General features: G+C 47.2%; 36 protein-coding genes and 1 rRNA gene (1 of these 37 only partly in view). 2 read left to right on the forward strand and 35 right to left on the reverse strand.

Annotated features, from left to right (window positions below; all coding sequences use genetic code 11):
* The 3 genes from QMO62_RS16415 to QMO62_RS16425 form a co-directional block, all read right to left on the reverse strand.
* Nucleotides 1-64 (reverse strand): 16S ribosomal RNA (locus QMO62_RS16415) (it extends 1,471 nt beyond the left edge of the window).
* 286 nt (nt 65-350) lie between these two features.
* Entirely contained in the window at nt 351-569 is a 219-nt protein-coding gene (locus tag QMO62_RS16420; protein WP_284642573.1) for a hypothetical protein, read from the reverse strand.
* A 194-nt stretch (nt 570-763) separates the two neighbouring features.
* Complete coding sequence (locus QMO62_RS16425) at nt 764-1,375, reverse strand: stage II sporulation protein M (RefSeq protein ID WP_284642575.1); 612 nt, start codon at nt 1,373-1,375, stop codon at nt 764-766.
* 118 nt (nt 1,376-1,493) lie between these two features.
* Between QMO62_RS16425 and pdaB the strand changes: the two genes are divergently transcribed.
* Nucleotides 1,494-2,279 (forward strand): polysaccharide deacetylase family sporulation protein PdaB, encoded by a 786-nt coding sequence (gene pdaB, locus QMO62_RS16430; RefSeq protein WP_284642577.1) that lies wholly within the window; start codon nt 1,494-1,496, stop codon nt 2,277-2,279.
* Nucleotides 2,280-2,307: 28 nt separating this feature from the next.
* Here pdaB and QMO62_RS16435 read toward each other — a convergent pair whose 3' ends face one another.
* Nucleotides 2,308-2,907 carry a KinB-signaling pathway activation protein gene (locus QMO62_RS16435; protein ID WP_284642579.1) on the reverse strand — a complete coding sequence of 200 codons (600 nt, stop codon included), beginning with the start codon at nt 2,905-2,907 and terminating at the stop codon, nt 2,308-2,310.
* A 137-nt stretch (nt 2,908-3,044) separates the two neighbouring features.
* On the opposite strand from QMO62_RS16435, the gene gerD reads away from it, so the two are divergent.
* The gene (gene gerD, locus QMO62_RS16440; protein ID WP_284642582.1) at nt 3,045-3,830 is read left to right on the forward strand and encodes a spore germination lipoprotein GerD; all 786 of its coding nucleotides are present in this window, start codon (nt 3,045-3,047) and stop codon (nt 3,828-3,830) included.
* Between the two features lie 44 nt (nt 3,831-3,874).
* On the opposite strand, the gene salA is transcribed toward gerD, so the two are convergent.
* The 31 genes from salA to rpsC all read right to left on the reverse strand — a co-directional run bounded on the left by salA (nt 3,875) and on the right by rpsC (nt 21,478).
* Nucleotides 3,875-4,951 carry an iron-sulfur carrier protein/transcriptional regulator SalA gene (gene salA / locus QMO62_RS16445; protein ID WP_284642584.1) on the reverse strand — a complete coding sequence of 359 codons (1,077 nt, stop codon included), beginning with the start codon at nt 4,949-4,951 and terminating at the stop codon, nt 3,875-3,877.
* A gap of 55 nt (nt 4,952-5,006) precedes the next feature.
* Nucleotides 5,007-5,765, reverse strand: coding sequence for an N-acetylmuramoyl-L-alanine amidase CwlD (cwlD, locus tag QMO62_RS16450; RefSeq protein WP_284642587.1), 759 nt, complete (start codon nt 5,763-5,765; stop codon nt 5,007-5,009).
* A 76-nt stretch (nt 5,766-5,841) separates the two neighbouring features.
* The gene (gene sat, locus QMO62_RS16455; RefSeq protein WP_284642589.1) at nt 5,842-7,017 is read right to left on the reverse strand and encodes a sulfate adenylyltransferase; all 1,176 of its coding nucleotides are present in this window, start codon (nt 7,015-7,017) and stop codon (nt 5,842-5,844) included.
* A 28-nt stretch (nt 7,018-7,045) separates the two neighbouring features.
* The gene (locus QMO62_RS16460) at nt 7,046-7,738 is read right to left on the reverse strand and encodes a phosphoadenylyl-sulfate reductase (protein WP_284642591.1); all 693 of its coding nucleotides are present in this window, start codon (nt 7,736-7,738) and stop codon (nt 7,046-7,048) included.
* A gap of 222 nt (nt 7,739-7,960) precedes the next feature.
* Nucleotides 7,961-8,353: a 30S ribosomal protein S9 gene (rpsI, locus tag QMO62_RS16465; RefSeq protein WP_284642593.1), complete on the reverse strand. Its 393-nt coding sequence runs from the start codon at nt 8,351-8,353 to the stop codon at nt 7,961-7,963.
* A 20-nt stretch (nt 8,354-8,373) separates the two neighbouring features.
* The gene (gene rplM, locus QMO62_RS16470) at nt 8,374-8,811 is read right to left on the reverse strand and encodes a 50S ribosomal protein L13 (protein ID WP_284642595.1); all 438 of its coding nucleotides are present in this window, start codon (nt 8,809-8,811) and stop codon (nt 8,374-8,376) included.
* A gap of 133 nt (nt 8,812-8,944) precedes the next feature.
* A complete protein-coding gene (gene truA / locus QMO62_RS16475) occupies nt 8,945-9,724 on the reverse strand; it encodes a tRNA pseudouridine(38-40) synthase TruA (RefSeq protein ID WP_284642597.1) in 780 nt (259 codons plus the stop codon).
* Between the two features lie 155 nt (nt 9,725-9,879).
* Complete coding sequence (gene rplQ / locus QMO62_RS16480; protein WP_284642599.1) at nt 9,880-10,248, reverse strand: 50S ribosomal protein L17; 369 nt, start codon at nt 10,246-10,248, stop codon at nt 9,880-9,882.
* Nucleotides 10,249-10,297: 49 nt separating this feature from the next.
* Nucleotides 10,298-11,242, reverse strand: coding sequence for a DNA-directed RNA polymerase subunit alpha (locus QMO62_RS16485; RefSeq protein WP_284642602.1), 945 nt, complete (start codon nt 11,240-11,242; stop codon nt 10,298-10,300).
* A 127-nt stretch (nt 11,243-11,369) separates the two neighbouring features.
* Nucleotides 11,370-11,765 (reverse strand): 30S ribosomal protein S11, encoded by a 396-nt coding sequence (rpsK, locus tag QMO62_RS16490; protein ID WP_013921137.1) that lies wholly within the window; start codon nt 11,763-11,765, stop codon nt 11,370-11,372.
* A gap of 19 nt (nt 11,766-11,784) precedes the next feature.
* Nucleotides 11,785-12,153, reverse strand: coding sequence for a 30S ribosomal protein S13 (gene rpsM / locus QMO62_RS16495; protein WP_284642611.1), 369 nt, complete (start codon nt 12,151-12,153; stop codon nt 11,785-11,787).
* Between the two features lie 16 nt (nt 12,154-12,169).
* A complete protein-coding gene (gene rpmJ, locus QMO62_RS16500) occupies nt 12,170-12,283 on the reverse strand; it encodes a 50S ribosomal protein L36 (RefSeq protein WP_003333770.1) in 114 nt (37 codons plus the stop codon).
* Nucleotides 12,284-12,341: 58 nt separating this feature from the next.
* Nucleotides 12,342-12,560, reverse strand: a complete 219-nt coding sequence (gene infA / locus QMO62_RS16505) for a translation initiation factor IF-1 (RefSeq protein ID WP_009676800.1) — start codon at nt 12,558-12,560, stop codon at nt 12,342-12,344.
* Nucleotides 12,561-12,562: 2 nt separating this feature from the next.
* On the reverse strand, nt 12,563-12,871 hold the full coding sequence (locus QMO62_RS16510; RefSeq protein ID WP_284644966.1) for a KOW domain-containing RNA-binding protein: 309 nt from the start codon (nt 12,869-12,871) through the stop codon (nt 12,563-12,565).
* Between the two features lie 8 nt (nt 12,872-12,879).
* Nucleotides 12,880-13,632, reverse strand: coding sequence for a type I methionyl aminopeptidase (map, locus tag QMO62_RS16515; RefSeq protein ID WP_284642703.1), 753 nt, complete (start codon nt 13,630-13,632; stop codon nt 12,880-12,882).
* On the reverse strand, nt 13,632-14,282 hold the full coding sequence (locus tag QMO62_RS16520; RefSeq protein WP_284642704.1) for an adenylate kinase: 651 nt from the start codon (nt 14,280-14,282) through the stop codon (nt 13,632-13,634). The genes map and QMO62_RS16520 overlap by 1 nt, the downstream gene beginning before the upstream one ends.
* 83 nt (nt 14,283-14,365) lie before the next feature.
* Nucleotides 14,366-15,667, reverse strand: coding sequence for a preprotein translocase subunit SecY (secY, locus tag QMO62_RS16525; protein WP_284642705.1), 1,302 nt, complete (start codon nt 15,665-15,667; stop codon nt 14,366-14,368).
* Nucleotides 15,667-16,107, reverse strand: a complete 441-nt coding sequence (gene rplO, locus QMO62_RS16530; protein WP_284642706.1) for a 50S ribosomal protein L15 — start codon at nt 16,105-16,107, stop codon at nt 15,667-15,669. The genes secY and rplO overlap by 1 nt, the downstream gene beginning before the upstream one ends.
* Before the next feature lie 35 nt (nt 16,108-16,142).
* Complete coding sequence (gene rpmD / locus QMO62_RS16535; RefSeq protein ID WP_284642707.1) at nt 16,143-16,331, reverse strand: 50S ribosomal protein L30; 189 nt, start codon at nt 16,329-16,331, stop codon at nt 16,143-16,145.
* Nucleotides 16,332-16,341: 10 nt separating this feature from the next.
* Nucleotides 16,342-16,839: a 30S ribosomal protein S5 gene (gene rpsE / locus QMO62_RS16540; protein WP_284642708.1), complete on the reverse strand. Its 498-nt coding sequence runs from the start codon at nt 16,837-16,839 to the stop codon at nt 16,342-16,344.
* A 29-nt stretch (nt 16,840-16,868) separates the two neighbouring features.
* Nucleotides 16,869-17,237, reverse strand: a complete 369-nt coding sequence (rplR, locus tag QMO62_RS16545; protein ID WP_284642709.1) for a 50S ribosomal protein L18 — start codon at nt 17,235-17,237, stop codon at nt 16,869-16,871.
* A 61-nt stretch (nt 17,238-17,298) separates the two neighbouring features.
* Nucleotides 17,299-17,841 carry a 50S ribosomal protein L6 gene (rplF, locus tag QMO62_RS16550; protein ID WP_284642710.1) on the reverse strand — a complete coding sequence of 181 codons (543 nt, stop codon included), beginning with the start codon at nt 17,839-17,841 and terminating at the stop codon, nt 17,299-17,301.
* A 32-nt stretch (nt 17,842-17,873) separates the two neighbouring features.
* On the reverse strand, nt 17,874-18,272 hold the full coding sequence (gene rpsH, locus QMO62_RS16555) for a 30S ribosomal protein S8 (RefSeq protein WP_284642711.1): 399 nt from the start codon (nt 18,270-18,272) through the stop codon (nt 17,874-17,876).
* Between the two features lie 32 nt (nt 18,273-18,304).
* On the reverse strand, nt 18,305-18,490 hold the full coding sequence (locus tag QMO62_RS16560; RefSeq protein ID WP_113022649.1) for a type Z 30S ribosomal protein S14: 186 nt from the start codon (nt 18,488-18,490) through the stop codon (nt 18,305-18,307).
* Nucleotides 18,491-18,522: 32 nt separating this feature from the next.
* On the reverse strand, nt 18,523-19,065 hold the full coding sequence (gene rplE / locus QMO62_RS16565) for a 50S ribosomal protein L5 (RefSeq protein ID WP_284642712.1): 543 nt from the start codon (nt 19,063-19,065) through the stop codon (nt 18,523-18,525).
* A gap of 32 nt (nt 19,066-19,097) precedes the next feature.
* On the reverse strand, nt 19,098-19,451 hold the full coding sequence (gene rplX, locus QMO62_RS16570; RefSeq protein WP_284642713.1) for a 50S ribosomal protein L24: 354 nt from the start codon (nt 19,449-19,451) through the stop codon (nt 19,098-19,100).
* Between the two features lie 41 nt (nt 19,452-19,492).
* Nucleotides 19,493-19,861 (reverse strand): 50S ribosomal protein L14, encoded by a 369-nt coding sequence (rplN, locus tag QMO62_RS16575; RefSeq protein WP_284642714.1) that lies wholly within the window; start codon nt 19,859-19,861, stop codon nt 19,493-19,495.
* Between the two features lie 41 nt (nt 19,862-19,902).
* A complete protein-coding gene (gene rpsQ / locus QMO62_RS16580) occupies nt 19,903-20,166 on the reverse strand; it encodes a 30S ribosomal protein S17 (RefSeq protein WP_284642715.1) in 264 nt (87 codons plus the stop codon).
* Nucleotides 20,167-20,185: 19 nt separating this feature from the next.
* Nucleotides 20,186-20,386, reverse strand: a complete 201-nt coding sequence (gene rpmC, locus QMO62_RS16585; RefSeq protein ID WP_284642716.1) for a 50S ribosomal protein L29 — start codon at nt 20,384-20,386, stop codon at nt 20,186-20,188.
* Complete coding sequence (gene rplP, locus QMO62_RS16590) at nt 20,376-20,810, reverse strand: 50S ribosomal protein L16 (RefSeq protein WP_284642717.1); 435 nt, start codon at nt 20,808-20,810, stop codon at nt 20,376-20,378. Before rplP ends, rpmC begins: the two co-directional genes overlap by 11 nt.
* Before the next feature lie 2 nt (nt 20,811-20,812).
* Nucleotides 20,813-21,478, reverse strand: coding sequence for a 30S ribosomal protein S3 (gene rpsC, locus QMO62_RS16595; protein ID WP_284642718.1), 666 nt, complete (start codon nt 21,476-21,478; stop codon nt 20,813-20,815).
* Between the last annotated feature and the right edge of the window lie 11 nt (nt 21,479-21,489).

A 21,489-nucleotide genomic window follows, 5' to 3' on the forward strand; every position in this document is an offset into this window, starting at 1 on the left:
CGACTTGCATGTATTAGGCACGCCGCCAGCGTTCGTCCTGAGCCAGGATCAAACTCTCCAATAAAGTAAAGTTCGACTTGCTCATTCAAAGCTAGCACGAATCTTTCGATCCGTTGTATTTCACTCTCTCGTTGTTCAGTTTTCAAAGGGCAATTGCTGTCGTTTGTTGTCATCCGTTTCAGCGGCGACTTTATCAATATATCATATTCGCCTATATACTTGCAAGCACTTTTTTTAAGGAAATACTTAGCAATGACTCAAGCACCCTTGCGAATGCTTGTCCCGTTTAGCGAACGAAAGATAATTTATCATAAACCAATCTTAGAAGTCAAGCCCTCGATAAAGAATTTTTAATGATGCATTCGATTTCTCGCATATCTCGAGATTTCCTTAGGCGAAGCAAGTCGTGCATACATACGGAAGATCACCTTGTAACGGGACTCAATCGCTGTTTTTATGTCGGTATCGATTCTTTTATCGTTAAGATCAAAGAGCATTTCGTCCAATTCTTTGCGAAGCACGTAATCAAGCTCTCTGCACTCACGCTCATTAAATAGAAAACCAATCATCCCTTTGGCGGCCCCTTTCAATAACCAAATCTTCAGTTTACAGACAACAAAAAAGGCATACCATCAAAGCTCGTTGTTCATGGTTTCAGTAAATTCTGGGCTTTTATGCATGCCTTATTCATCCAAATCAGTGTTATGCCTTACTGTTATGCACAGATTTTGGATATTTTATTAGTCTGTGTTGGAAGATTTTTTTAACCCTTAACCAGCCAGAGGGTAACGGTGCTTTCAATGACAGCCGCTAAGAATAGGATAACGACGAGCATTATGGCTAAAGGAACCAATGACTTCATAAATACCTTCAGCTGCTCCCTCGACTTGGAAGAACGTGCCGGGCTTACTAACGCGAATAGATTTTTGAGGATCAAGAGACCGAGTCTCAGCCCTAACGCACTGGCCACGATAATCGCCGGAATTTCCAAAATGCCGTGGGGAACGATCCCTTTGATCAGCGCCCATAAGGAATCCTGCTTAACACTGACTGCCCCGATATATCCCAAAAGAAGCCCGTTCCCGATTAGAAAGAAAAGGGGGAAAATTCCAATGAACACCCCAAGCGCGATAATTAATAGTGATTTCGACGCATTGTTCCAAAATATGACCCAAAACAGCGTCCATTGTGGCTGCTCCGTTTCTTCTACCGCCTTCGAGATCTGTTTAAGAGCTGCGAGCTGTGCGTCGAGAAATGCCTGAAACTGCTCGGAACTGGTTGCCCCCAATACAATCCCGATCACAAATACAAGTGCGGATGCAATTAAGTAATGCTTCATAACTTTCAGTTGCGATAATGCAGCGGATAAATTCATTGTCGGCCGTTCCCCCTTCTAAATAAGTGAGCATATGTTGATGGTACGAGCATACATTTTAGTATCAGATAATGAAAACAAGCCTTTCTTGACGTTAGGCATAAGGAGGACAGGGAACGTGAATTATTTTTATGTAATGAACGGCAAAAAATTAAAACAAGCCCTCATCATTGTCGTAGCCTTTGTATTCGCCATTGGCATCGTGTATTCCGAGAGAGAGAATGTCACTGTGTTCTCCCCAAGCACTCCTGCCGCCATCTACAGTGTACCGACCGATAAAAAATTGGTGGCTCTGACCTTCGATATCAGCTGGGGTGAGAAGCGCACGGAGCCCATTCTTAAAGTGCTTCAGGATAAGAAAGTAACTAAGGCGACTTTCTTCTTATCTTCTCCTTGGAGCAAGAGCCATCCGGACATTGTAAGCAAAATTACTCAGGGCGGATGGGAAATCGGCAGCCACGGGCACAAACATGTGAATTACAGCAGCCTGACCGACGAGGAAATCCGCACGCAAATTCAGACGGCCCATCAGATACTCGGTGAGGTTACCGGAAAAGCACCAAACCTCATTCGACTTCCGAACGGAGATTTCGACAAGCGCGTGCTTCGTATCGCTAACGAGCTGAATTATACCGTCGTGCAGTGGGATACCGATTCACAGGATTGGCTGAACAAGGGTGTCGATACCATTGTCAATCGTGTTGTATCTAAGGCTCATCCCGGGGATATCATTCTAATGCATGCCAGCGATTCGTCCAAGCAGACGCACGAGGCTCTCCCTAGAATTATCGATGAGCTTCGAGCTAAAGGCTATGAGTTCGTTTCCGTCAGTGAGCTCATGAAGCAGACTACAGTGGATAACAAGCCTCCCGTGGAAGATCAAACCATGAAACGAATCCATTAAAACTATATACGTAAAAAGTGAAGAGCCGTTACGCCGGCTCTTTTTTGGTTTCTACAATTTTCGTTAGGATTAAAATTTGCCATACGTTGCAAAGATATAAGGGGACCAGCATAAAAAAGGTGGAGGCTGCGTTGTTTAAACGGATGGACGGCAAAGCTTCCAATGCCGTTACAAACACAAGGAAGAAAAATGTCGGAATCCAAGCCGATTTATTCGTTATTTTTACCTTTCGGGCGGCAACGATCCAAGACAGGACTACTAAAGTAACTGGAAGCACTAGAAAGATGGCCCAGCCTTCTTGCCCGGTAGAGCCAGAGTAGCGGAAGTACACCAAGTCAACTAACACAATGCCTACCAGTATTAACTGGATTAAATCCCAGGTCAGCTTGTTCCTGATCATTCCCATCATAATAAAGCGGACGATCAAATAAGCAAAAAAGCCCATCTGACTTAACACACTTATGGTAGCTCCGGCCAGCAGCATGTTTATGATGTTGAACCCTATTTCCTTGCCGGCTAGTGTCATACTTTGATCAGTTGCCTGTAATAGTAGCCCTGCCGCTAACGCAGCTATGGAACCGATAACCAACGTTGTCCAGAATAAATAAAACCATTTACGCAATGTCACTTTATGTACCCCCATAGACTCGTTTATCAACACTTAATTGTACCAACCTTCACCTGAAAAAGCCAATATAGGCTTGATTGAAACAAGTCCTCTTAATCCATACTAAGTACAAACCGAAGGAAAGGAGCCTTGTTCTGATGAAAGCCAAATGGATCAGACTTGTGCCTGCGTTTGCAATGGTGTGTCTTATGACTGCCTGCGGCTCCGACACTCAAGCCTCAACGACCAATGGTGCCGGCGGCTATAAGGAAACCAAATCGATGGTACTCGATATTCTTAAGACAGAAGACGGGATCAAGGCCATTCAAGATGCCAACACAAGGAACAATACAAAAATTCAAATGTTATCTGCAGGTGATACAAGACAGCTTCAGCTTGCAGTAAAAGATGTGCTGGTGGATACGAACAGTACAAAGTTTTTGAACAACATGATCACTGATCCACTGTTCGCCGGTCAATTCGCCAAGGCGATCCAAAAGGAAACGAAGCAGCTGCAAAAGGATTTGATGAAGGATCCCGAATACCAAGTGCAATTATTAAATGCTATGAAGGGTGCGGAGTTTCAAGCCATGCTGCTTGACACCATGAAGAGTCCGCAGTACAAGCAGCAAATGCAAACGGCTATTCAGGAATCGTTACAAAGCCCTCTCTTCCGGGTTGAAATGATGAACCTGATGAAGAAGGTCTTAGAGAATGAATCCAAGCCGAAAGCTATGCAAAGTGGCCAAGGCGGTGGCCAAGGCGGTGGCGGTCAAGGTGGCGGCAGTGAAGGCCAGGGCGGCGGCGGCCAAAGCGGTGGAGGTCAAGGTGGCGGAGGCCAAGGCGGTGGCGGAGGAAGCCAAGGTGGCGGCTCCAGCGGCGGATCCGATAGCGGCGGAGATGGCGGCGGAGATGAGAAAAAGAAGAAAGAGGAATCATCATAAGCTCATAAAAAAGGACTGGCCCCAAGCCAGTCCTTTTTTATGAGCTATGCTTTTTCAATAACTTGGCGGGCCATATCCAAGTAAATCTGTCCCGTAGCACTATCTGCTTTATAAACAGATGGGCTGTAATCCGGTTCCGACACATGGTTATCCGGTACGCCTAATGGAATTTGCGCTAATAGCTGGGAATGCAGCTCTTCCGCCAATTTAGCGCCGCCGCCGCGGCCGAAGATATAATCCTTATTGCCGCAGGAGGAGCAGGAATAATAAGCCATATTCTCTACTACCCCTAGAATTTCATGGTCGGTATGAAGCGCCATTGCGCCCGCTCTGGCGGCTACGAAAGCAGCCGTCGCATGAGGTGTCGTAACAATAATCTCCTTACTCTGCGGAATCATCTGGTGAACGTCTAATGCCACATCACCGGTACCCGGCGGCAGGTCAAGCAGCAAATAATCCAGCTCCCCCCATTCCACTTCGTTGAAGAAGTTGCGGAGCATTTTGCCGAGCATAGGTCCACGCCATATGACGGGGGTATTCTCTTCGACGAAGAAGCCCATGGAAATTACTTTGACACCAAAGCGCTCAACAGGGATAATCCGATTTTCTACCACATTCGGACGCCCTTCAATCCCCATCATATCCGGTACGCTGAAACCGTAAATATCCGCGTCCACCAAACCGACCTTTTTGCCCAGCCGGGCTAAAGCCACGGCTAAATTTACAGTAACCGTCGACTTCCCTACGCCGCCCTTACCGCTTGCAATGGCAATGAAGGAAACACCGGATCCCGGGTCCAGAATGGATTGTGCTTTGGCTGCAGGTGCAGGTTCGCTCGTTACCTCTTGTTTTCTCTTAGCCGCTTCATTCCGCTCGTAATCCGACATCACCCGAAACCGAAGATGTACATTGCCGGCGCCCACCTCTAAGAAGGCATTCGTAATATCGTGCTGCAATTGATTTTTATAATTCTCATCGTCCTTTGAAAGGATAACGGTCGCGGACACATGATCCCCTTTCACCATGATGTCACGCACCAAGTACAATGCAGTTAGCGGAACGCCAAATTCGATATCTTGAATATGTCCGATTGCTTCTAATAATTGCTCTCTTGTAACCACACCGTCACCTCAGCCATTGTATGTACTCATTCCTGAGGAGTATTATACCACAAAATTAACTTTCGCTAACCTTCTCGCCTGAGTAGTATCGCAAGATCCCCTGATAGATGGAGGCAGCCACCTTCTTCTGGTACGCAGGGTCTCTTAGCAGTCTTGACTCCTCAGGATTGGAGAGGAAGCCGACCTCGATTAAAGTGCTCGGCATTTGAAGGGTTTTCAGCAGGTACATTCCATTGTCTAACGGTTTCGCGAGCCGGTCCGTATTTTTCAAGTTCCGCTTTATCTCTTCCTGCACTAAAGTGGCCAATGTCCTGTTGTCTTTATGGTTGGAGGTATAGAACGTCTGGGCGCCGGACCATCGGCTGGAAGGAATCGCATTCATGTGAATACTTAAGAATAAATCCGCCTTTTTCTGATTAATCAACTCAGCCCGCTTTAACAGATCCTCCGTCTTACGTTTGCTATACCCCTTCGTATTCGGGTCAGCCAGATCCTTATCCTCTTCTCTGGTGAGGACAACCATGGCGCCGGCCTGCTGCAAATAGTCTCTCAGATGCAGCGTAATGGCAAGATTAATATCCTTCTCAATGACTCCATCCTTACTTGCCGCGCCCCCGTCAGGGCCGCCATGACCCGCATCCAGCGCAATCGTCTTGCCCGAGAGCGGCATCGTCCAATAGGTCCAAGTTTTCGTTGCAGGAAGCTCGTACGTAAACATGAATACCATTAAGGCTATCAGCATAGCTGACATAGCCAGCTTTAAACCGCTGTGAGCCGTTAACCAGACGACGACCCTTTTCTTCCTTCCGAACATGAAAAAATCCACCTCACATCCCCATAGAGTCAATACTCATCTATATGGGACAGGGTGGACAATTATACCTTAGTGCTTATACGTGGTACTCAGGTTCCTTCATGCCCTCGATCAGCACCTTGGCCACTTCCGGACGAGTGAATTCAGGCGGCGGGCATTGGCCGTTACGCAACAAAGCTCTTACCTTCGTGCCGGAGAGATGCATATGATCCGCTTTATCGTGCGGACAAGTTTTGCTGGAGGCCATATTTCCGCATTTGGTGCAGAAGAAGCTATGCTCGAAGAAAAGCGGTGTAATTCCGAGCTCATCGCTTGTAAAGTTACTAAAGATCTCTTGCGCCTCATAGGTTCCGTAGTAGTCGCCTACACCTGCATGATCCCGGCCCACGATAAAGTGGGTGCAGCCGTAGTTTTTACGAACCATGGCATGGAAAATCGCCTCCCGTGGGCCTGCATAACGCATTGCCGCGGGAAACACTCCCAGAAACACTCTATCCTTCGGATAGTAATTCTCAAGCAGGACCAGATAGCTGCGCATCCGTACGTTCGCGGAAATATCGTCCGATTTGGTTTCCCCTACCAATGGATTAAGGAAGAGGGCGTCCACAATTTCCATAGCGCATTTCTGAATGTATTCATGAGCGCGGTGTACCGGATTCCTTGTTTGGAAGCCTACAACTCTCTTCCAGCCCTTTGCTGCAAAGATCTCCCTTGTCTTGGCAGGATCGAAGTAGAAATCCTCGAATTTCTCCGGCTTTGGCCGGTTCAGCACTTGAATCGGTCCGCCTACATACGTCGATGGTCTCGTGAACAACTTCTGTACTCCCGGGTGGGTCTCGTTGTCTGTTTTAAATACTTTCACTGCTTCGTTCTTTTGGTCAATTTGGTAGATGCTCTGTACGTCGATAATACCGTACACAACGCCGTCGTTCTCGCCTACAAGAGCTACTTGCTGCCCTTCCTGAAGCTTAGAGGCAACCTCTGCTTCAACGGCCAACGTAATGGGAATACTCCATACCGTGCCGTTAGCAAGACGCATACGTTCTACTACCGAGCGATAATCTTTTTCACCTAGGAAGCCAGTAAGTGGGGAAAAGGCACCAACGCCGATCAAATCCAAGTCGGAGATCGTCCAAGCATTAATCTTCAGCTGATATAAGCTCTTCGCTTGCTCAAGAAGCTGTTCTCTCTGAGCCCCTTCAGCAACCCGATTGATTAATGTTCCGCCATGCGGAAGAATGGTTTCTGCCATTTCACTTACCCCTCCATATAGCTTTCGCTTATTTATGAAGACCGCATTCCGTTTTCTCGTGACCGGACCAACGTCCTGCTCGTGGGTCCTCACCAGGCATTACTTGGCGAGTGCAATGGGAGCAGCCGATGCTAGGGTAGTGGTTATCATGAAGTGGGTTATAGATGATGTTATTATTACGGATATAGTTCCATACATCTTCCGAAGTCCAGTCGGCAATCGGGTTGAACTTGACAAGTCCGAACTTTACATCGTATTCAACCTTCTTCGCATTGGCGCGAGTAGCCGCTTGATCCCTGCGGATACCTGTAATCCAAGCATCATAATTTTTTAAGATATCCGTCAAAGGATCTACCTTCCGAATGTTACAGCATTGGTTCGGATTGGATTTCCACAGCTCGTCACCGAATTGACTTGCCTGCTCTTCCAAAGTGATCTTAGGGAGCACTTGCACGAACTCAACGCCATAATGCTGCTGAAGTCGGTCACGTGTCTCATAAGTCTCTTGAAAGTGAACGTTCGTATCCAGATAAAAGATATCCGTCTTCGGGCTGATCTTCTGCAGCATATCAACGAGCACCACATCTTCAGCACCAAAGCTGCAGGCCAATGTGATATTAGGGAATTTCTCAACGGCCCAAGCAATTAGCTCCTCCGGACTCTTGGTTTCAAATTCCTCAGCGGCTGTGTTAATTAACTTTTCCTTTTCAAATAAATTCATAATGGAATTAGGCCTCCTATAAAATAAATCCGAGTATGATCATGTGATTTGTTTGTATTAGTATAAATTATAGTCGGTGGCTACTTTTTGTCAAATCAAATTTTTCTCATAGGCACTACCCTATTGTATTTCTCAACATTTGAAAAGGTGACTATCATTTTTTTCAGAAATAAAAAACCTTCCCGCCATATAGACAAGAAGGTTTCTTCTGGTATCGAAAAATTAACGCTTGGAGAACTGAGGCGCACGACGAGCGGCTTTCAAGCCGTACTTCTTACGCTCCTTCATCCGTGGGTCACGCGTCAGGAAGCCTGCGCGCTTCAAGGAACCGCGGAATTCCGGGTCAGCCTTCAAGAGTGCGCGGGAGATCCCATGACGGATTGCTCCAGCTTGTCCGGAAATACCGCCACCATGAGCGATAACCAGTACATCATATTTACCAATAGTTTCAGTCAACGCTAATGGTTGCTTCACGATCAGCTTCAGTGTTTCCAAACCAAAATACTCATCCAACTCACGCTTATTGATAACGATACGGCCTTCGCCCGGTACCAAACGAACGCGTGCTACCGAGTGCTTACGACGACCAGTGCCATAATATTGTACTTGTGCCACAAAACAGTCCTCCCTTTATTTTAACCGCGAAGTTCCCAAACTTCTGGTTGTTGTGCTTGATGCGGATGCTCAGCGCCTGCATATACTTTCAACTTCGTCTTCAGAGCGTTACCGAGACGATTTTTTGGAAGCATACCATGGATCGCATGCTCCAGAACACGCTCAGGCTTGTTCTTGATCATATCCTGAGCTGTAGTTACTTTCAGACCGCCCGAGTACAGGGAGTGGTTGTAGTACTTCTTCTGTTGCAGTTTCTTACCAGTCAGATGAATCTTCTCTGCATTGATGATGATTACAAAATCACCTGCATCAACGTGCGGAGTGAATTGTGGCTTATGCTTGCCGCGGATAATGCTTGCCGCTTCACTTGCCAGACGGCCCAGGGTCTTATCGGTAGCATCGATGATGTACCATTTGCGCTCTACTTCATTTGGCTTCGCCATGTATGTGGTACGCATGAAATATGTTCCTCCTAAATCTATATCGGTCATGGTTCATAATAGTTGATACAGTTCGGTTTCAAGACCCGGGGCCGTGGGATAGCCGATCAAGAAACACCAAGTGTTATTTTACTACATTATTCTGGACTTTTCAAGGACTATTTGCTTGCTCATCGTAAAATACTTCCCATAGCATTAAACCATGAGCAACTGCGGTCGGTCCGGCCAGCTTGCGGCTCTTCCCCTCCAGAATCGTTCGCATCTCCTCACTGGAGCGTTTCCCCTGCCCGACTTGAAGCAAAGTACCAACGATAATACGCACCATATTGTATAAAAAACCGTTGCCGGTCAAATAGATATGCATAGCATAAGAATTCCAGGCCGGATCTACAGGCTCACATTCAATCCTCGCCTCGTAGATGGTCCTGATTCTTGATTTTTCCGGTGCGGTAAGGGGAGAACAGTACGAGGTGAAATCATGCTCGCCTACGAGGTGCTGCAGCCCCTCTCTCATCGCCTCTACATCCAAAGGTGCATAGTGATGATATTCCAAATGCCGGAGAAACAGATTCGGGTATCTGCCGTGGCGAATGGTGTAACGATAGGTTTTCCTCTTAGCCGAACGTCTTGAATGAAATTCGAGGGGAACCTCCATCGCACTCCATACGCGGATATCGTCAGGAAGTCTGGTGTTCACTGCTAAACACCAATTCTTCAAGGGAATCTGGGATTGCGTGATAAAATTAAACACCTGGTAACGGGCATGTACTCCCGCATCCGTTCTTCCGGATGCCGTAATTTTCAAGTCCTCACCCGTCAGTAGTTTGATCGAGTGTTCCAAATGGCCCTGAATCGTATTCAGACCCGGTTGAACTTGAAAGCCGTTATACGCCGTTCCGTCATAGCTTACCGTCATGCAAATATTTCTCACGGCTTGCCTCCATGCCTTACGTAAACCACCGCATCCCCTAGATAGAAAGTCCCCCCAGGGAAAACGATCCTACAGATAGAGCTTCGGATAAAAAATTACAAAAAAAAGGGCTTCATCGGAATCTAACGATTCCGTCCACCCTTTCCCCGTTCTTCTTAAGCTCGATCAACTAGCTCCAAGTATACCATAGGCGCTGCATCGCCGCGACGAGGGCCCAGCTTCAAAATGCGTGTGTAACCGCCTTGGCGCTCAGCGTAGCGAGGAGCCAAATCGGAGAACAGCTTTTGAATCGCATCTTGGTTTTCGTTAGCAGCTTCACGACGAACGAACGAAGCTACTTGACGACGAGCGTGGAGATCTCCGCGCTTTGCGAGTGTGATGAGTTTTTCTGCGATGGAGCGCAATTCTTTCGCCTTTGCTTCGGTTGTTTGAATGCGCTCATGTATGAACAGATCCGTTACCAGATCGCGGAACAACGCTTTACGCGAGCTGGAATCACGGTTCAGCTTTCTATATGCTGCCATGTTTGCAAACCTCCTTCTGCTTGATCATGAGGAAGCGTAGCTAGGAGGTCTAGTCTTCCATCCGAAGCCCCAAGCCAAGCTCTTCGAGCTTTTCTTGTACTTCTTCGAGAGATTTGCGACCCAAGTTACGAACCTTCATCATGTCTTCTTCGGTTTTCGTAATCAATTCTTGTACCGTGTTGATGCCGGCACGCTTCAGGCAGTTATAAGAACGAACGGAAAGATCCAGCTCCTCGATAGTCATCTCGAGAACTTTCTCCTTCTTATCCTCTTCTTTCTCCACCATAATTTCTGCATCCTTCGCTTCGTCAGTCAAGCCAACGAACAGCATCAGATGCTCCGTTAGGATTTTAGCGCCCAAGCTTACCGCTTCTTCAGGACGAATACTTCCATCGGTCCAGACTTCGAGGGTGAGTTTGTCATAGTTGGTCACCTGGCCGACGCGAGTGTTTTCGACGCTGTAGTTGACACGGGTGATTGGAGTGTAGATCGAATCGATCGGGATGACGCCGATAGGCTGATCTTCCTTCTTATTCTTATCCGCCTGTACATAGCCGCGACCCCGGTTTGCATGAATTCTCATGTGGAGCCGGGCATCTGACGACAAAGTAGCAATATGCAGATCCGGATTCAGAATCTCTACATCGCTATCCCCGCGGATATCTCCAGCTACGACAGCACCTTCCCCCTCAGCATCAATCTCCAACACTTTCTCTTCGTCGGAGTGAATCTTAAGGGACAGTCCCTTCAGGTTCAGGATAATCTCCGTAACGTCTTCCATCACACCCGGAACGGTCGAGAACTCATGCAAAACGCCGTCAATCTGCACGGACGTTACAGCAGCGCCCGGCAGAGATGACAGCAGAATGCGGCGAAGCGAGTTTCCAAGCGTAGTCCCGTAGCCTCTCTCCAATGGCTCTACGACAAATTTGCCGTAGCTGCCATCTTCACTAAGAGTTACGGTTTCTATTTTCGGCTTTTCGATTTCGATCATGGGTAGAACCCTCCTTCAAACGTCGTTTCCCTCTGGATAACTTAAGACGTATAAAACGCGTAGTATTCCCATCCAAATAGTATTCACACTTTTTGGATATTTATACCACCTAGCTTAGCAATCCTAATTAGACACGACGGCGTTTTGGAGGACGGCAACCGTTATGAGGAATCGGAGTCACGTCTTTAATCAGGTTTACTTCCAAACCTGCTGCTTGAAGAGAACGGATTGCTGCCTCGCGGCCTGCGCCCGGTCCTTTAACCATAACTTCAACAGCCTTCATGCCATGCTCCATTGCAGCTTTTGCAGCGGATTCAGCAGCCATCTGCGCAGCGAACGGAGTGCTCTTACGGGAGCCCTTGAAGCCAAGGTTACCGGCGCTTGCCCAAGAGATTGCGTTGCCATGAGGATCTGTGATCGTAACGATCGTATTGTTGAACGTAGAGCGGATATGAGCCACTCCAGAGTCAATATTTTTCCGGTCACGACGTTTCGTACGAACGACTTTTTTAGGTTTAGCCATTTAATAGTTCCCCCCTTTACTATTTCTTCTTGTTAGCTACCGTACGACGAGGACCTTTACGTGTACGAGCATTAGTTTTAGTACGTTGACCACGAACAGGCAAGCCGCGACGATGACGAACGCCACGATAGCAGCCGATCTCGATCAAACGCTTGATGTTCAGGGAAATCTCACGACGAAGATCGCCTTCCACCTTGAGGGTTTTGTCGATTACATCACGGATTTTGCTTACTTCATCCTCTGTCAGGTCGCGAACACGAGTGTTCTCGCTGATCCCTGTTTGAGCGATGATCTTTTGAGCCGTTGTGTTGCCGATACCAAAAATGTAAGTGAGCGCAATGATTACGCGCTTGTCACGAGGCAAGTCTACACCAGCAATACGTGCCATTTATGCAAGCACCTCCTTAACCTTGTTTTTGTTTATGCTTCGGGTTTTCACAGATTACCATAACGTTACCTTTGCGGCGAATGACTTTGCATTTTTCGCAAATCGGCTTGACCGATGGTCTTACCTTCATGGTGTTTCCCTCCTCTAGTCTACCTGGGGCAAACTATCTTCGTAAGCTTAGATCCGATTTATTTAAAACGATAGGTTATACGGCCTCTGGTCAAATCATAGGGCGAGAGCTCCACTGTCACTTTATCCCCCGGAAGGATACGAATAAAGTGCATTCTGATTTTACCGGATACGTGAGCAAGTATCTTATGACCGTTCTCCAGTTCTACCTTAAACATTGCATTCGGAAGAGGTTCAATCACTGTACCTTCAACTTCAATTACATCTTCTTTGGCCACAGTCATTCTCCTTTCTCTTGTGCTTCCAGTTGTGAATTGTTCGCATACTTCATAAGCAGATCCCGCAGTTTTCCGTTGGTGACACGACCGGTCTCCAGCAGGCTTTCTCTCACGTAGGAGCTAATCACCGGCAGGAGCTCCAGATGAAGCAGATTTTTCTTTTTAGGCTTATCGAACTTCCGTTTGCAGCCGTCGGCAATCCATACAAATCGTTGGTCTACGACATTGATTATGACAGCATACATACCGGAACCACTTCCCCGATTCACCTTTACGATTTGTCCGATTTGAGGAGCTTGTGTCGTTGACATCATGCTTCCTACGCTCTTGGGAGCGTTAGAATTTCATAACCGTCGGACGTAATCGCTATGGTGTGCTCGAAATGAGCGCACAGTGTGCCATCCACTGTGACGACCGTCCAATCATCCTCGAGGGTCCGGACATACCGTTCTCCTACGTTGACCATCGGTTCAATCGCTAACACCATACCGGGCTTAAGCCGCGGTCCTCTGCCTGCGATCCCGTAATTCGGAATTTGCGGCTCTTCGTGCAGCTTCGTTCCGATTCCGTGACCCACATACTCTCGTACAACCGAAAATCCTTCATCTTCAATGCATTTTTGAATCGCATGAGAAATCGTGTAGAGCCTTGCGTCCGGCTTCGCTTCGGCAAGTCCTGCGAATAAAGACCGTTCCGTCACTTCCAGGAGCTTCAGTGCCGTATCCGATACGTTACCTACCGCGTAGGTCCAAGCCGAGTCCCCATGATATCCTCGAAATTGAGCACCGATGTCGATACTAATGATGTCACCATCTTTAAGCTTTCGTCCGCTGGGTATACCGTGAACCAATTCATCATTGACTGAAGCACAGATACTTCCAGGAAAACCGTTGTAGCCTTTAAAAGATGGGATTGCGCCTTGACTGCGAATATAGTCTTCTGCGATTTGATCGAGCTCTTTGGTTGTAATATCGGGCTGAACAGCTTCCTTCATGAGTCGATGCGTTTCGGCTACAATCCGGCCCGCCTCTCTCATTAGCTCCAATTCAGCAGCAGACTTACAAATGATCATTACGCTTGCCCTCGCAATAGTGAACTGATTTGTGCAGTAACCGTATTAATCTCTTGCTCACCGTTAACCTCACGCAATATTCCCTTGTTACGATAATACTCAAGCAATGGTGCCGTTTTGTTGATGTACTCATCCAAACGAGTACCTACTTTTTCTTCGGTGTCATCCGAACGCTGGTACAGTTCACCAGAACATTTGTCGCAAACATTGTCACGTGCAGGGGGGTTAAACAAGATATGATACGTAGCTCCACAGGACTTACAAATCCGACGACCTGTTAAACGTGCAAGCAGCAAATCACGATCTACTTTCAAGTTAACCACATGTTCGATAGCCGTTCCCATCGAAGTTACAATCTCATCAAGCGCCTCCGCTTGGGAAATCGTTCTCGGGAACCCATCGAGCAGGAATCCTTTACTGCAATCCGGCTGCTGAAGTCGCTCACGAACGATTCCGACCGTAATCTCATCAGGTACGAGCAAGCCTTGATCCACATACTTTTTCGCTTCGACACCAAGCGGCGTCTCTTGCTTCATTGCCAGACGAAATGCATCGCCTGTCGAAATATGAGGAATCTGAAATTCGTTAATGATTCTCTCCGCCTGGGTACCTTTCCCTGCTCCGGGAGGCCCCATAAAGATGATATTCACCGTGACTTCCTCCCCATCGCATCTTTCGATGCTAACAGCACAATAGGTGCCGATAGCTTGAAACGACTATCAGAACCTATCTGCTATTTATTGATAAACCCTTTATAGTGACGCTTGATCAATTGGCTTTCGATGGTTTTCATCGTTTCCAATCCAACACCGATTACGATCAGCAAGGAAGTTCCACCGATACTAACCGATGCCGGCAATCCAGCCAATTTGCTGAAAAGCATTGGAATGATCGAGATCGCGGCCAAGAAAAGAGCTCCTGATAATGTAATTCTGGTCATCACTCTGGTTAAATAAACCGATGTTGTCTTGCCCGGGCGAATACCTGGGATGTAGCCGCCGTTCTTCTTCATTTGATCCGCCATTTGCTCAGGATTCATCTGAACAAAGGTGTAGAAGAAAGTGAAGCCGATAATGAGCAGGACATACAAGGTCATACCAAGAGGATGCGTATAGTTCAAGTTCGTAATAATCCAATCGGCAACAGGATTCCCTCTCCAGAAGCTGGCGATCGTCGGTGGGAATACCAGAAGCGATAAGGCAAAGATAACAGGGATAACTCCAGCCGCATTAACCTTCAAAGGAATGTGCGTAGATTGTCCGCCGAACATCTTGCGTCCTACCACTCGTTTAGCGTACTGCACCGGTATCTTACGAATACCTTGCTGTACGAAGATAACCCCAACGATTAACGCCACGATCACGATCGCAATAATGACGACCTTGATAATATTCAGGAAGAGCGCATCCCCGGCATCCGTAAACTGAGATTGATAGATGTGTTGAATGCCTGTTGGAATGGCAGCCACGATCCCCGCAAAGATGATAATGGAAATACCATTTCCAATGCCGTTCTCGGTGATTTGTTCCCCTAACCACATCAGAAAAGCAGTACCCGCCGTTAAAACGATAGCAATCAAAGCATACGTTGTAACCGTTGGATTAATAACCAATCCGTTATAGATGTTATTAAATCCGATCGCAAGACCGAATGCTTGGATAATTCCAAGAACGATCGTGCCGTAACGAGTAATCTGCGCTAACTTCTTGCGACCGACTTCTCCTTCTTTAGCCCACTGTGTAAATGCCGGGATTACGTCCATCGACAATAGCTGAACTATAATCGAGGCCGTAATATAAGGCATGATCCCCATTGCAAAGATGGAGAACTGGAACAAGGCGCCACCGGAGAAAGTGTTAAGCAAACCAAACACATCGCTTGAGTTTGCCTGGTCTTGCATTTTAAGTATATCTGTGTTGATGTTAGGTACCGGAATAAAAGCACCAATTCTGTAGACGATCAGAACCAGTAGGGTGAAAATGATCCGTTTCCGGAGATCGTCTACTCTCATAATATTGGATATGGTACGGAACATTAAATCACCTCGGTTTGACCGCCGGCAGCCTGGATTTTCTCTACCGCAGATTGGGAGAATTTGTTGGCTTTCACGCTAAGCTTAACCGTGATTTCACCGTTACCCAGAATCTTGATGCCGTCCAAAGTATTTTTTACAATACCGGACTCAACAAGAACCTCTGGAGTTACTTCCGTACCTGCCGCGAACTTGTTCAGATCCTCAACGTTGACAACAGCATATTCCACACGGAATGGGTTGTTGAATCCACGCTTCGGCAAGCGACGATAAAGCGGGTTTTGACCACCCTCGAAACCAGGACGAACGCCACCGCCGGAGCGAGCGTTTTGACCCTTGTGACCGCGAGTTGCTGTCTTACCCATGCCGCTACCAGTACCACGACCAACGCGCTTACGGGAATGACGGGATCCTGGTGCAGAAGAAAGTTCATGCAATTTCATCGTTTGCACCTCCTCTAGTCTTTTTATCAAGCGATTTATGCTTCGATTTCTTTTACTTCGATCAGATGAATAACCTGATTCACCATACCGCGAATAGCAGCATTATCAGGTTGAGCAACCGTTTGATGCAGTTTGCGAAGGCCAAGAGCGGCAACAGTTTTACGTTGCGTTTCAGGACGACCGATCAGGCTGCGCTTGAGCGTAATTTGCAATTGCTTAGCCATGGTATCCCTCCTAACCTAAAAGTTCTTCTACGGTTTTGCCGCGAAGCTTAGCAACTTCTTCTACACGCTTCAGACGCTGCAAGCCTTCGAGGGTAGCATTAACCATATTCATGGAATTGGAAGAACCAAGGGACTTCGTCAAAATGTCGCCTACACCGGCAAGTTCAAGCACGGCGCGAACAGGTCCGCCGGCGATAACGCCAGTACCCTTGGAAGCTGGCTTCAGAAGAACTTCACCAGCGCCAAAGTGGCCAATGACCAAGTGAGGAATCGTTGTTCCTACGATAGGAACATGGATCAGGTTTTTCTTCGCATCTTCGATGCCTTTGCGAATCGCATCAGGAACCTCGGAAGCTTTACCGATACCAGCGCCTACCCAGCCCTTACCGTCACCCACGACTACGAGTGCGCTAAAGCTGAAACGACGACCGCCTTTAACTACTTTCGCTACGCGGTTAATATTAACCACTTTTTCAGATAGCTCTAAAGTATTGGGATCAATACGCAAGTCCTTTACCTCCTTGTTTGTAAATTTGATTAGAATTCAAGACCTGCTTCACGAGCAGCGTCGGCAAGAGCTTTAACACGTCCATGGTACAAGTATCCGCCGCGGTCAAAAACAACAGAAACCACACCGGCTTTCTTAGCACGCTCAGCGATCAATGCACCGACTTTCGTCGCGGCTTCAACGTTACCGCCATTGCCGATGTTCTCTCTCAGTTCTTTGTCCTGAGTCGAAGCGGCAGCGATCGTTACACCTTTTACATCGTCGATCAGTTGAGCATACATATGCTTAGAGGAACGGAAAATGTTGAGGCGTGGACGCTCAGTCGTTCCTTGAATTTTCTTACGAACGCGAAGATGTCTTTTCAGACGAGCTTTGTTCTTATCGCCTTTAGTAATCATTCGAGGGTCACTCCTTTCGATTCGGATGAGAAATGGGTTTAGCTTAACGCCTTAAGCTACCTTATTTCTTCTTACCAGCTTTACCTTCTTTACGAAGAATGCGCTCGCCTTCGTATTTAATACCTTTACCTTTATACGGCTCAGGTTCACGAACGGAACGAATTTTTGCAGCTGTTGCGCCTACGAGCTCCTTATCGATACCTCTAACGATAATCTTCGTGTTAGATGGAACTTCGAATTCGATCCCAGTAGCCGGTTCGATCTCAACAGGATGGGAGTATCCAACGTTCAGAACCAGCTTATTGCCAGTCTTGTTCGCACGGTAACCTACACCAACCAGTTCAAGGTTCTTAACGAAACCTTCCGTTACACCGCTAACCATGTTCTGAACCACACTGCGTGTAGTACCGTGCAAGGAACGATGCAGCTTATTGTCGGATGGACGTTCTACGTTCAGAACTTCACCTTCAACCGTAATTTTCATATCTTTGTGCAGCTCGCGAGTCAAAGAACCCTTCGGTCCTTTCACTGTGATCACTGTATTATCAAGGGAGACGTTAACTCCGCTAGGAATTGCAATTGGTTTGCGACCAATACGGGACATGTGTTGCACCTCCGTTCATTTGAAAATGGGAATTACCAAACGTAGCAGACAACTTCTCCGCCGGATTTGGATTGACGAGCTTCTTTATCGGTCATTACGCCCTTAGACGTAGAGATGATCGCGATACCGAGGCCACCGAGAACGCGAGGGATCTCCTGGCTCTTCGTGTACACGCGCAATCCCGGCTTACTGATTCTCTTCAGACCGGAAATAACGCGCTCTTGGTTCGGGCCATATTTCAGGAACAAGCGGATGATACCTTGCTTGTTGTCTTCGATATATTCAGCGTCACGGATGAAGCCTTCCTTCTTCAGGATCTCAGCGATTTCGCGCTTGATCTTCGAAGCTGGGATTTCTACAGTCTCATGACGAACAACGTTAGCATTGCGGATGCGTGTAAGCATATCTGCAATTGGATCGGACATAACCATGTGTGTAAACCTCCTTCCCGAAACTTTGGGTTTTACCAGCTAGCTTTTTTCACGCCAGGGATCTGGCCTTTGTATGCTAATTCGCGGAAACAAATTCTGCAAATTTTGAATTTCCGTAGTACGGAATGCGGACGACCACAGCGTTCACAGCGCGTATAAGCTTGAACCTTGAACTTGGGAGCACGCTGCTGCTTAATCTTCATCGAAGTTTTTGCCACTTACCTATTCACCTCCGATAATGCCGCTGTCATTACTTCACGAACGGCATTCCTAATTGGTTTAGTAATTCACGGGACTCTTCGTCCGTTTTTGCCGTTGTTACGATAACGATATCCATACCGCGCACTTTATCCACTTTATCGTACTCGATCTCTGGGAAGATCAACTGCTCTTTCAGACCCAGTGTATAGTTACCGCGACCGTCGAATGCTTTGGTCGATACACCGCGGAAGTCACGTACACGTGGAAGAGCTACGTTGAATAATTTATCAAGGAAGTGATACATACGGTCGCCGCGAAGAGTTACCTTCACACCGATCGGCATATTTTCACGAAGCTTGAAGCCTGCGATGGATTTCTTTGCTTTAGTGATAACCGGCTTTTGACCAGCGATCAGCTGCAAATCGTTAACGGCTGTATCCAGCACCTTGGAGTTGGAAACTGCTTCACCAACACCCATGTTGATAACAACCTTCTCAATTTTCGGAACCTGCATAACAGAAGTGTAGTTGAACTTCTGCATCAAAGCAGGAGTGATTTCGTTCAAGAAACGATCTTTCATTCTTGCTGCCATGAATCAAGGACCTCCTTTCTTACCTAAGTCGATTAATCGATGACTTCACCGGATTTTTTCGCTACGCGAACTTTCTTGCCGTTATCCAATACTTTGTAACCTACACGAGTTGGTCCACCAGTCTTAGGGTCAACCAGCATAACGTTAGATACATGGATTGGAGCTTCTTGCTCGATGATTCCACCCTGAGGGTTTTGTTGTGTCGGCTTGGAGTGCTTCTTGATCATGTTCACTCCTTCAACCAGTACACGGTTTTGACGAGGATAAGCTGCCAGAATGCGGCCTTTCTTGCCTTTGTCTTTACCAGTGATCACAAGAACGGAGTCATCTTTCTTCACGTGCAATTTATTGTTATGGGACTCAAGTTTCTTTGGTTGCTTTGGCATTTTGATTTACACCTCTTTTCACGAGAGAACTGAACACTTGATTAGATTACTTCCGGAGCCAGAGAAACGATCTTCATAAAGTCTCTGTCACGAAGCTCACGAGCAACAGGTCCGAAGATACGAGTGCCGCGCGGGCTCTTATCTTCCTTAACGACAACTGCTGCATTCTCGTCGAAAGTGATGTAAGATCCGTCCTTACGGCGCGATCCGCGTCTTGTACGAACAACAACCGCCTTAACTACATCACCCTTTTTGACAACGCCACCTGGTGTTGCTTCTTTCACGGAACAAACGATCAAATCACCAATGTTAGCTGTACGACGACCCGTACCACCCAACACACGGATACACATCAGTTGCTTCGCGCCAGAGTTGTCAGCCACAGCCAGTCGAGTAAATGGTTGAATCATTGTGTATTCCCTCCTTCCGGAATTGGTTCACGCTGCTTATATTAAACGATAACCGCTTTTTCTACGACCTCAACCAATCTCCAGTTCTTATCCTTGGAGAGCGGGCGAGTTTCCATGATTCTTACAACGTCGCCGATTTTCGCTTCATTGTTCTCATCATGAGCTTTGAATTTCTTCGTGTACTTAATACGCTTGTGGTACAAGCTGTGCATCTTGTAGGTCTCTACAGCTACAACGATGGTTTTGTCCATCTTGTCGCTTACGACTTTGCCCACTTGCGTTTTACGCTCGTTGCGTTCAGCCATCGGAGATCCTCCTCTCTAATTAACTAGTGATACCCAATTCTCTTTCACGCAAAACGGTCTTAGCGCGAGCGATTTCTTTACGAACCTCACGAATTTGAACCGGGTTGTCGAGCTGGCCAGTAGCCAATTGAAAACGGAGGTTAAAGAGCTGCTCTTTAAATCCGTTGATTTTTTGTTCAATCTCAGCAGTGGTTAAGTTGCGGAATTCACTAGCCTTCATTTGCTTCACCGCCTACTTCTTCTCTTTTCACAAACTTCGTCTTGATAGGAAGCTTGTGGGAGGCAAGACGCATTGCTTCGCGAGCAATTTCTTCGCTAACGCCGGCAAGTTCAAACAGTACTTTACCTGGCTTAACAACAGCAACCCATTTTTCAACGTTACCTTTACCGCTACCCATCCGGACTTCAAGCGGCTTTTGAGTGATTGGCTTGGCAGGGAAAATCTTGATCCATACCTTACCACCACGCTTGATGTAACGAGTCATGGCGATACGAGCAGCTTCGATCTGACGGTTGGTAACCCATGCCGGCTCCAGAGCCTGCAGACCGTATTCACCGAAATGTACTTCAGCGCCGCCTTTTGCGTTACCGCGCATGTTGCCGCGGTGCTCTTTACGATGTTTTACACGTTTTGGAACTAACATGATTAGTTGCCTCCTTCCGTAACAGCCTTTTTCTTAGCCGCCGGAAGAACTTCGCCACGATAGATCCATACTTTTACGCCGATACGACCATATGTGGTATGAGCTTCTGCTGTACCATAGTCGATGTCCGCACGCAATGTATGAAGAGGTACCGTACCTTCGCTGTATCCTTCCGTTCTGGCGATTTCCGCACCGCCCAGACGACCGCTTGTCGATGTCTTGATACCCTTTGCTCCGGCTCTCATCGTTCTTTGGATTGCTTGCTTCAGTGCGCGACGGAAAGATACGCGGCGCTCCAGCTGCTGAGCAATGCTTTCTGCAACGAGGACAGCGTCAAGATCAGGGCTTTTGATTTCTTGGATGTTGATGTGAACCTTTTTGCCGTTCGTCAGCTTTGTCAGGTAGGCGCGAATCACTTCTACCTCGGAACCGCCTTTACCGATTACCATACCAGGCTTCGCTGTATGGATAGTTACGTTAACGCGATTTGCTGCACGCTCGATTTCAAACTTAGAAACAGCAGAGTCTTTCAGCTTTTGCTTGAGGTACTCACGGATTTTTACGTCTTCCATCAGAAGATCGCCGAAATCTTTACCTGCGTACCATTTGGATTCCCAGTCACGGATGATACCGATCCGAAGACCTACCGGGTTTACTTTTTGACCCACACGTTATCCCT

This window comes from Paenibacillus silviterrae, from assembly GCF_030167925.1.
Lineage (GTDB): Bacteria > Bacillota > Bacilli > Paenibacillales > NBRC-103111 > Paenibacillus_G > Paenibacillus_G silviterrae.

What these genes read in the sequence shown, in the direction of transcription:
- QMO62_RS16425 (WP_284642575.1), bottom strand. Translation starts at nt 1,375, where the DNA reads ATGAATTTATCCGCTGCATTATCGCAACTGAAAGTTATGAAGCATTAC.
- rplF (WP_284642710.1), bottom strand. Translation starts at nt 17,841, where the DNA reads ATGTCCCGTATTGGTCGCAAACCAATTGCAATTCCTAGCGGAGTTAAC.
- rplQ (WP_284642599.1), bottom strand. Translation starts at nt 10,248, where the DNA reads ATGGCAGCATATAGAAAGCTGAACCGTGATTCCAGCTCGCGTAAAGCG.
- rpsQ (WP_284642715.1), bottom strand. Translation starts at nt 20,166, where the DNA reads ATGGCTGAACGCAACGAGCGTAAAACGCAAGTGGGCAAAGTCGTAAGC.
- secY (WP_284642705.1), bottom strand. Translation starts at nt 15,667, where the DNA reads ATGTTCCGTACCATATCCAATATTATGAGAGTAGACGATCTCCGGAAA.
- rpsK (WP_013921137.1), bottom strand. Translation starts at nt 11,765, where the DNA reads ATGGCTAAACCTAAAAAAGTCGTTCGTACGAAACGTCGTGACCGGAAA.
- sat (WP_284642589.1), bottom strand. Translation starts at nt 7,017, where the DNA reads ATGGCAGAAACCATTCTTCCGCATGGCGGAACATTAATCAATCGGGTT.
- QMO62_RS16485 (WP_284642602.1), bottom strand. Translation starts at nt 11,242, where the DNA reads ATGATCGAAATCGAAAAGCCGAAAATAGAAACCGTAACTCTTAGTGAA.
- gerD (WP_284642582.1), top strand. Translation starts at nt 3,045, where the DNA reads ATGAAAGCCAAATGGATCAGACTTGTGCCTGCGTTTGCAATGGTGTGT.
- rpmC (WP_284642716.1), bottom strand. Translation starts at nt 20,386, where the DNA reads ATGAAGGCTAGTGAATTCCGCAACTTAACCACTGCTGAGATTGAACAA.
- rplR (WP_284642709.1), bottom strand. Translation starts at nt 17,237, where the DNA reads ATGATTACTAAAGGCGATAAGAACAAAGCTCGTCTGAAAAGACATCTT.
- rpmD (WP_284642707.1), bottom strand. Translation starts at nt 16,331, where the DNA reads ATGGCTAAGCAATTGCAAATTACGCTCAAGCGCAGCCTGATCGGTCGT.
- cwlD (WP_284642587.1), bottom strand. Translation starts at nt 5,765, where the DNA reads ATGTTCGGAAGGAAGAAAAGGGTCGTCGTCTGGTTAACGGCTCACAGC.
- QMO62_RS16510 (WP_284644966.1), bottom strand. Translation starts at nt 12,871, where the DNA reads ATGTCAACGACACAAGCTCCTCAAATCGGACAAATCGTAAAGGTGAAT.
- QMO62_RS16460 (WP_284642591.1), bottom strand. Translation starts at nt 7,738, where the DNA reads ATGAATTTATTTGAAAAGGAAAAGTTAATTAACACAGCCGCTGAGGAA.
- QMO62_RS16420 (WP_284642573.1), bottom strand. Translation starts at nt 569, where the DNA reads ATGATTGGTTTTCTATTTAATGAGCGTGAGTGCAGAGAGCTTGATTAC.
- rplP (WP_284642717.1), bottom strand. Translation starts at nt 20,810, where the DNA reads ATGTTAGTTCCAAAACGTGTAAAACATCGTAAAGAGCACCGCGGCAAC.
- map (WP_284642703.1), bottom strand. Translation starts at nt 13,632, where the DNA reads ATGATCATTTGTAAGTCTGCTGCTGAATTGGAGCTAATGAGAGAGGCG.
- rpsH (WP_284642711.1), bottom strand. Translation starts at nt 18,272, where the DNA reads ATGGTTATGTCCGATCCAATTGCAGATATGCTTACACGCATCCGCAAT.
- rplO (WP_284642706.1), bottom strand. Translation starts at nt 16,107, where the DNA reads ATGAAATTGCATGAACTTTCTTCTGCACCAGGATCCCGTCATTCCCGT.
- rplM (WP_284642595.1), bottom strand. Translation starts at nt 8,811, where the DNA reads ATGCGTACCACATACATGGCGAAGCCAAATGAAGTAGAGCGCAAATGG.
- rplX (WP_284642713.1), bottom strand. Translation starts at nt 19,451, where the DNA reads ATGCCAAAGCAACCAAAGAAACTTGAGTCCCATAACAATAAATTGCAC.
- rplN (WP_284642714.1), bottom strand. Translation starts at nt 19,861, where the DNA reads ATGATTCAACCATTTACTCGACTGGCTGTGGCTGACAACTCTGGCGCG.
- rpmJ (WP_003333770.1), bottom strand. Translation starts at nt 12,283, where the DNA reads ATGAAGGTAAGACCATCGGTCAAGCCGATTTGCGAAAAATGCAAAGTC.
- rpsM (WP_284642611.1), bottom strand. Translation starts at nt 12,153, where the DNA reads ATGGCACGTATTGCTGGTGTAGACTTGCCTCGTGACAAGCGCGTAATC.
- rplE (WP_284642712.1), bottom strand. Translation starts at nt 19,065, where the DNA reads ATGGCAGCAAGAATGAAAGATCGTTTCTTGAACGAAATCACTCCTGCT.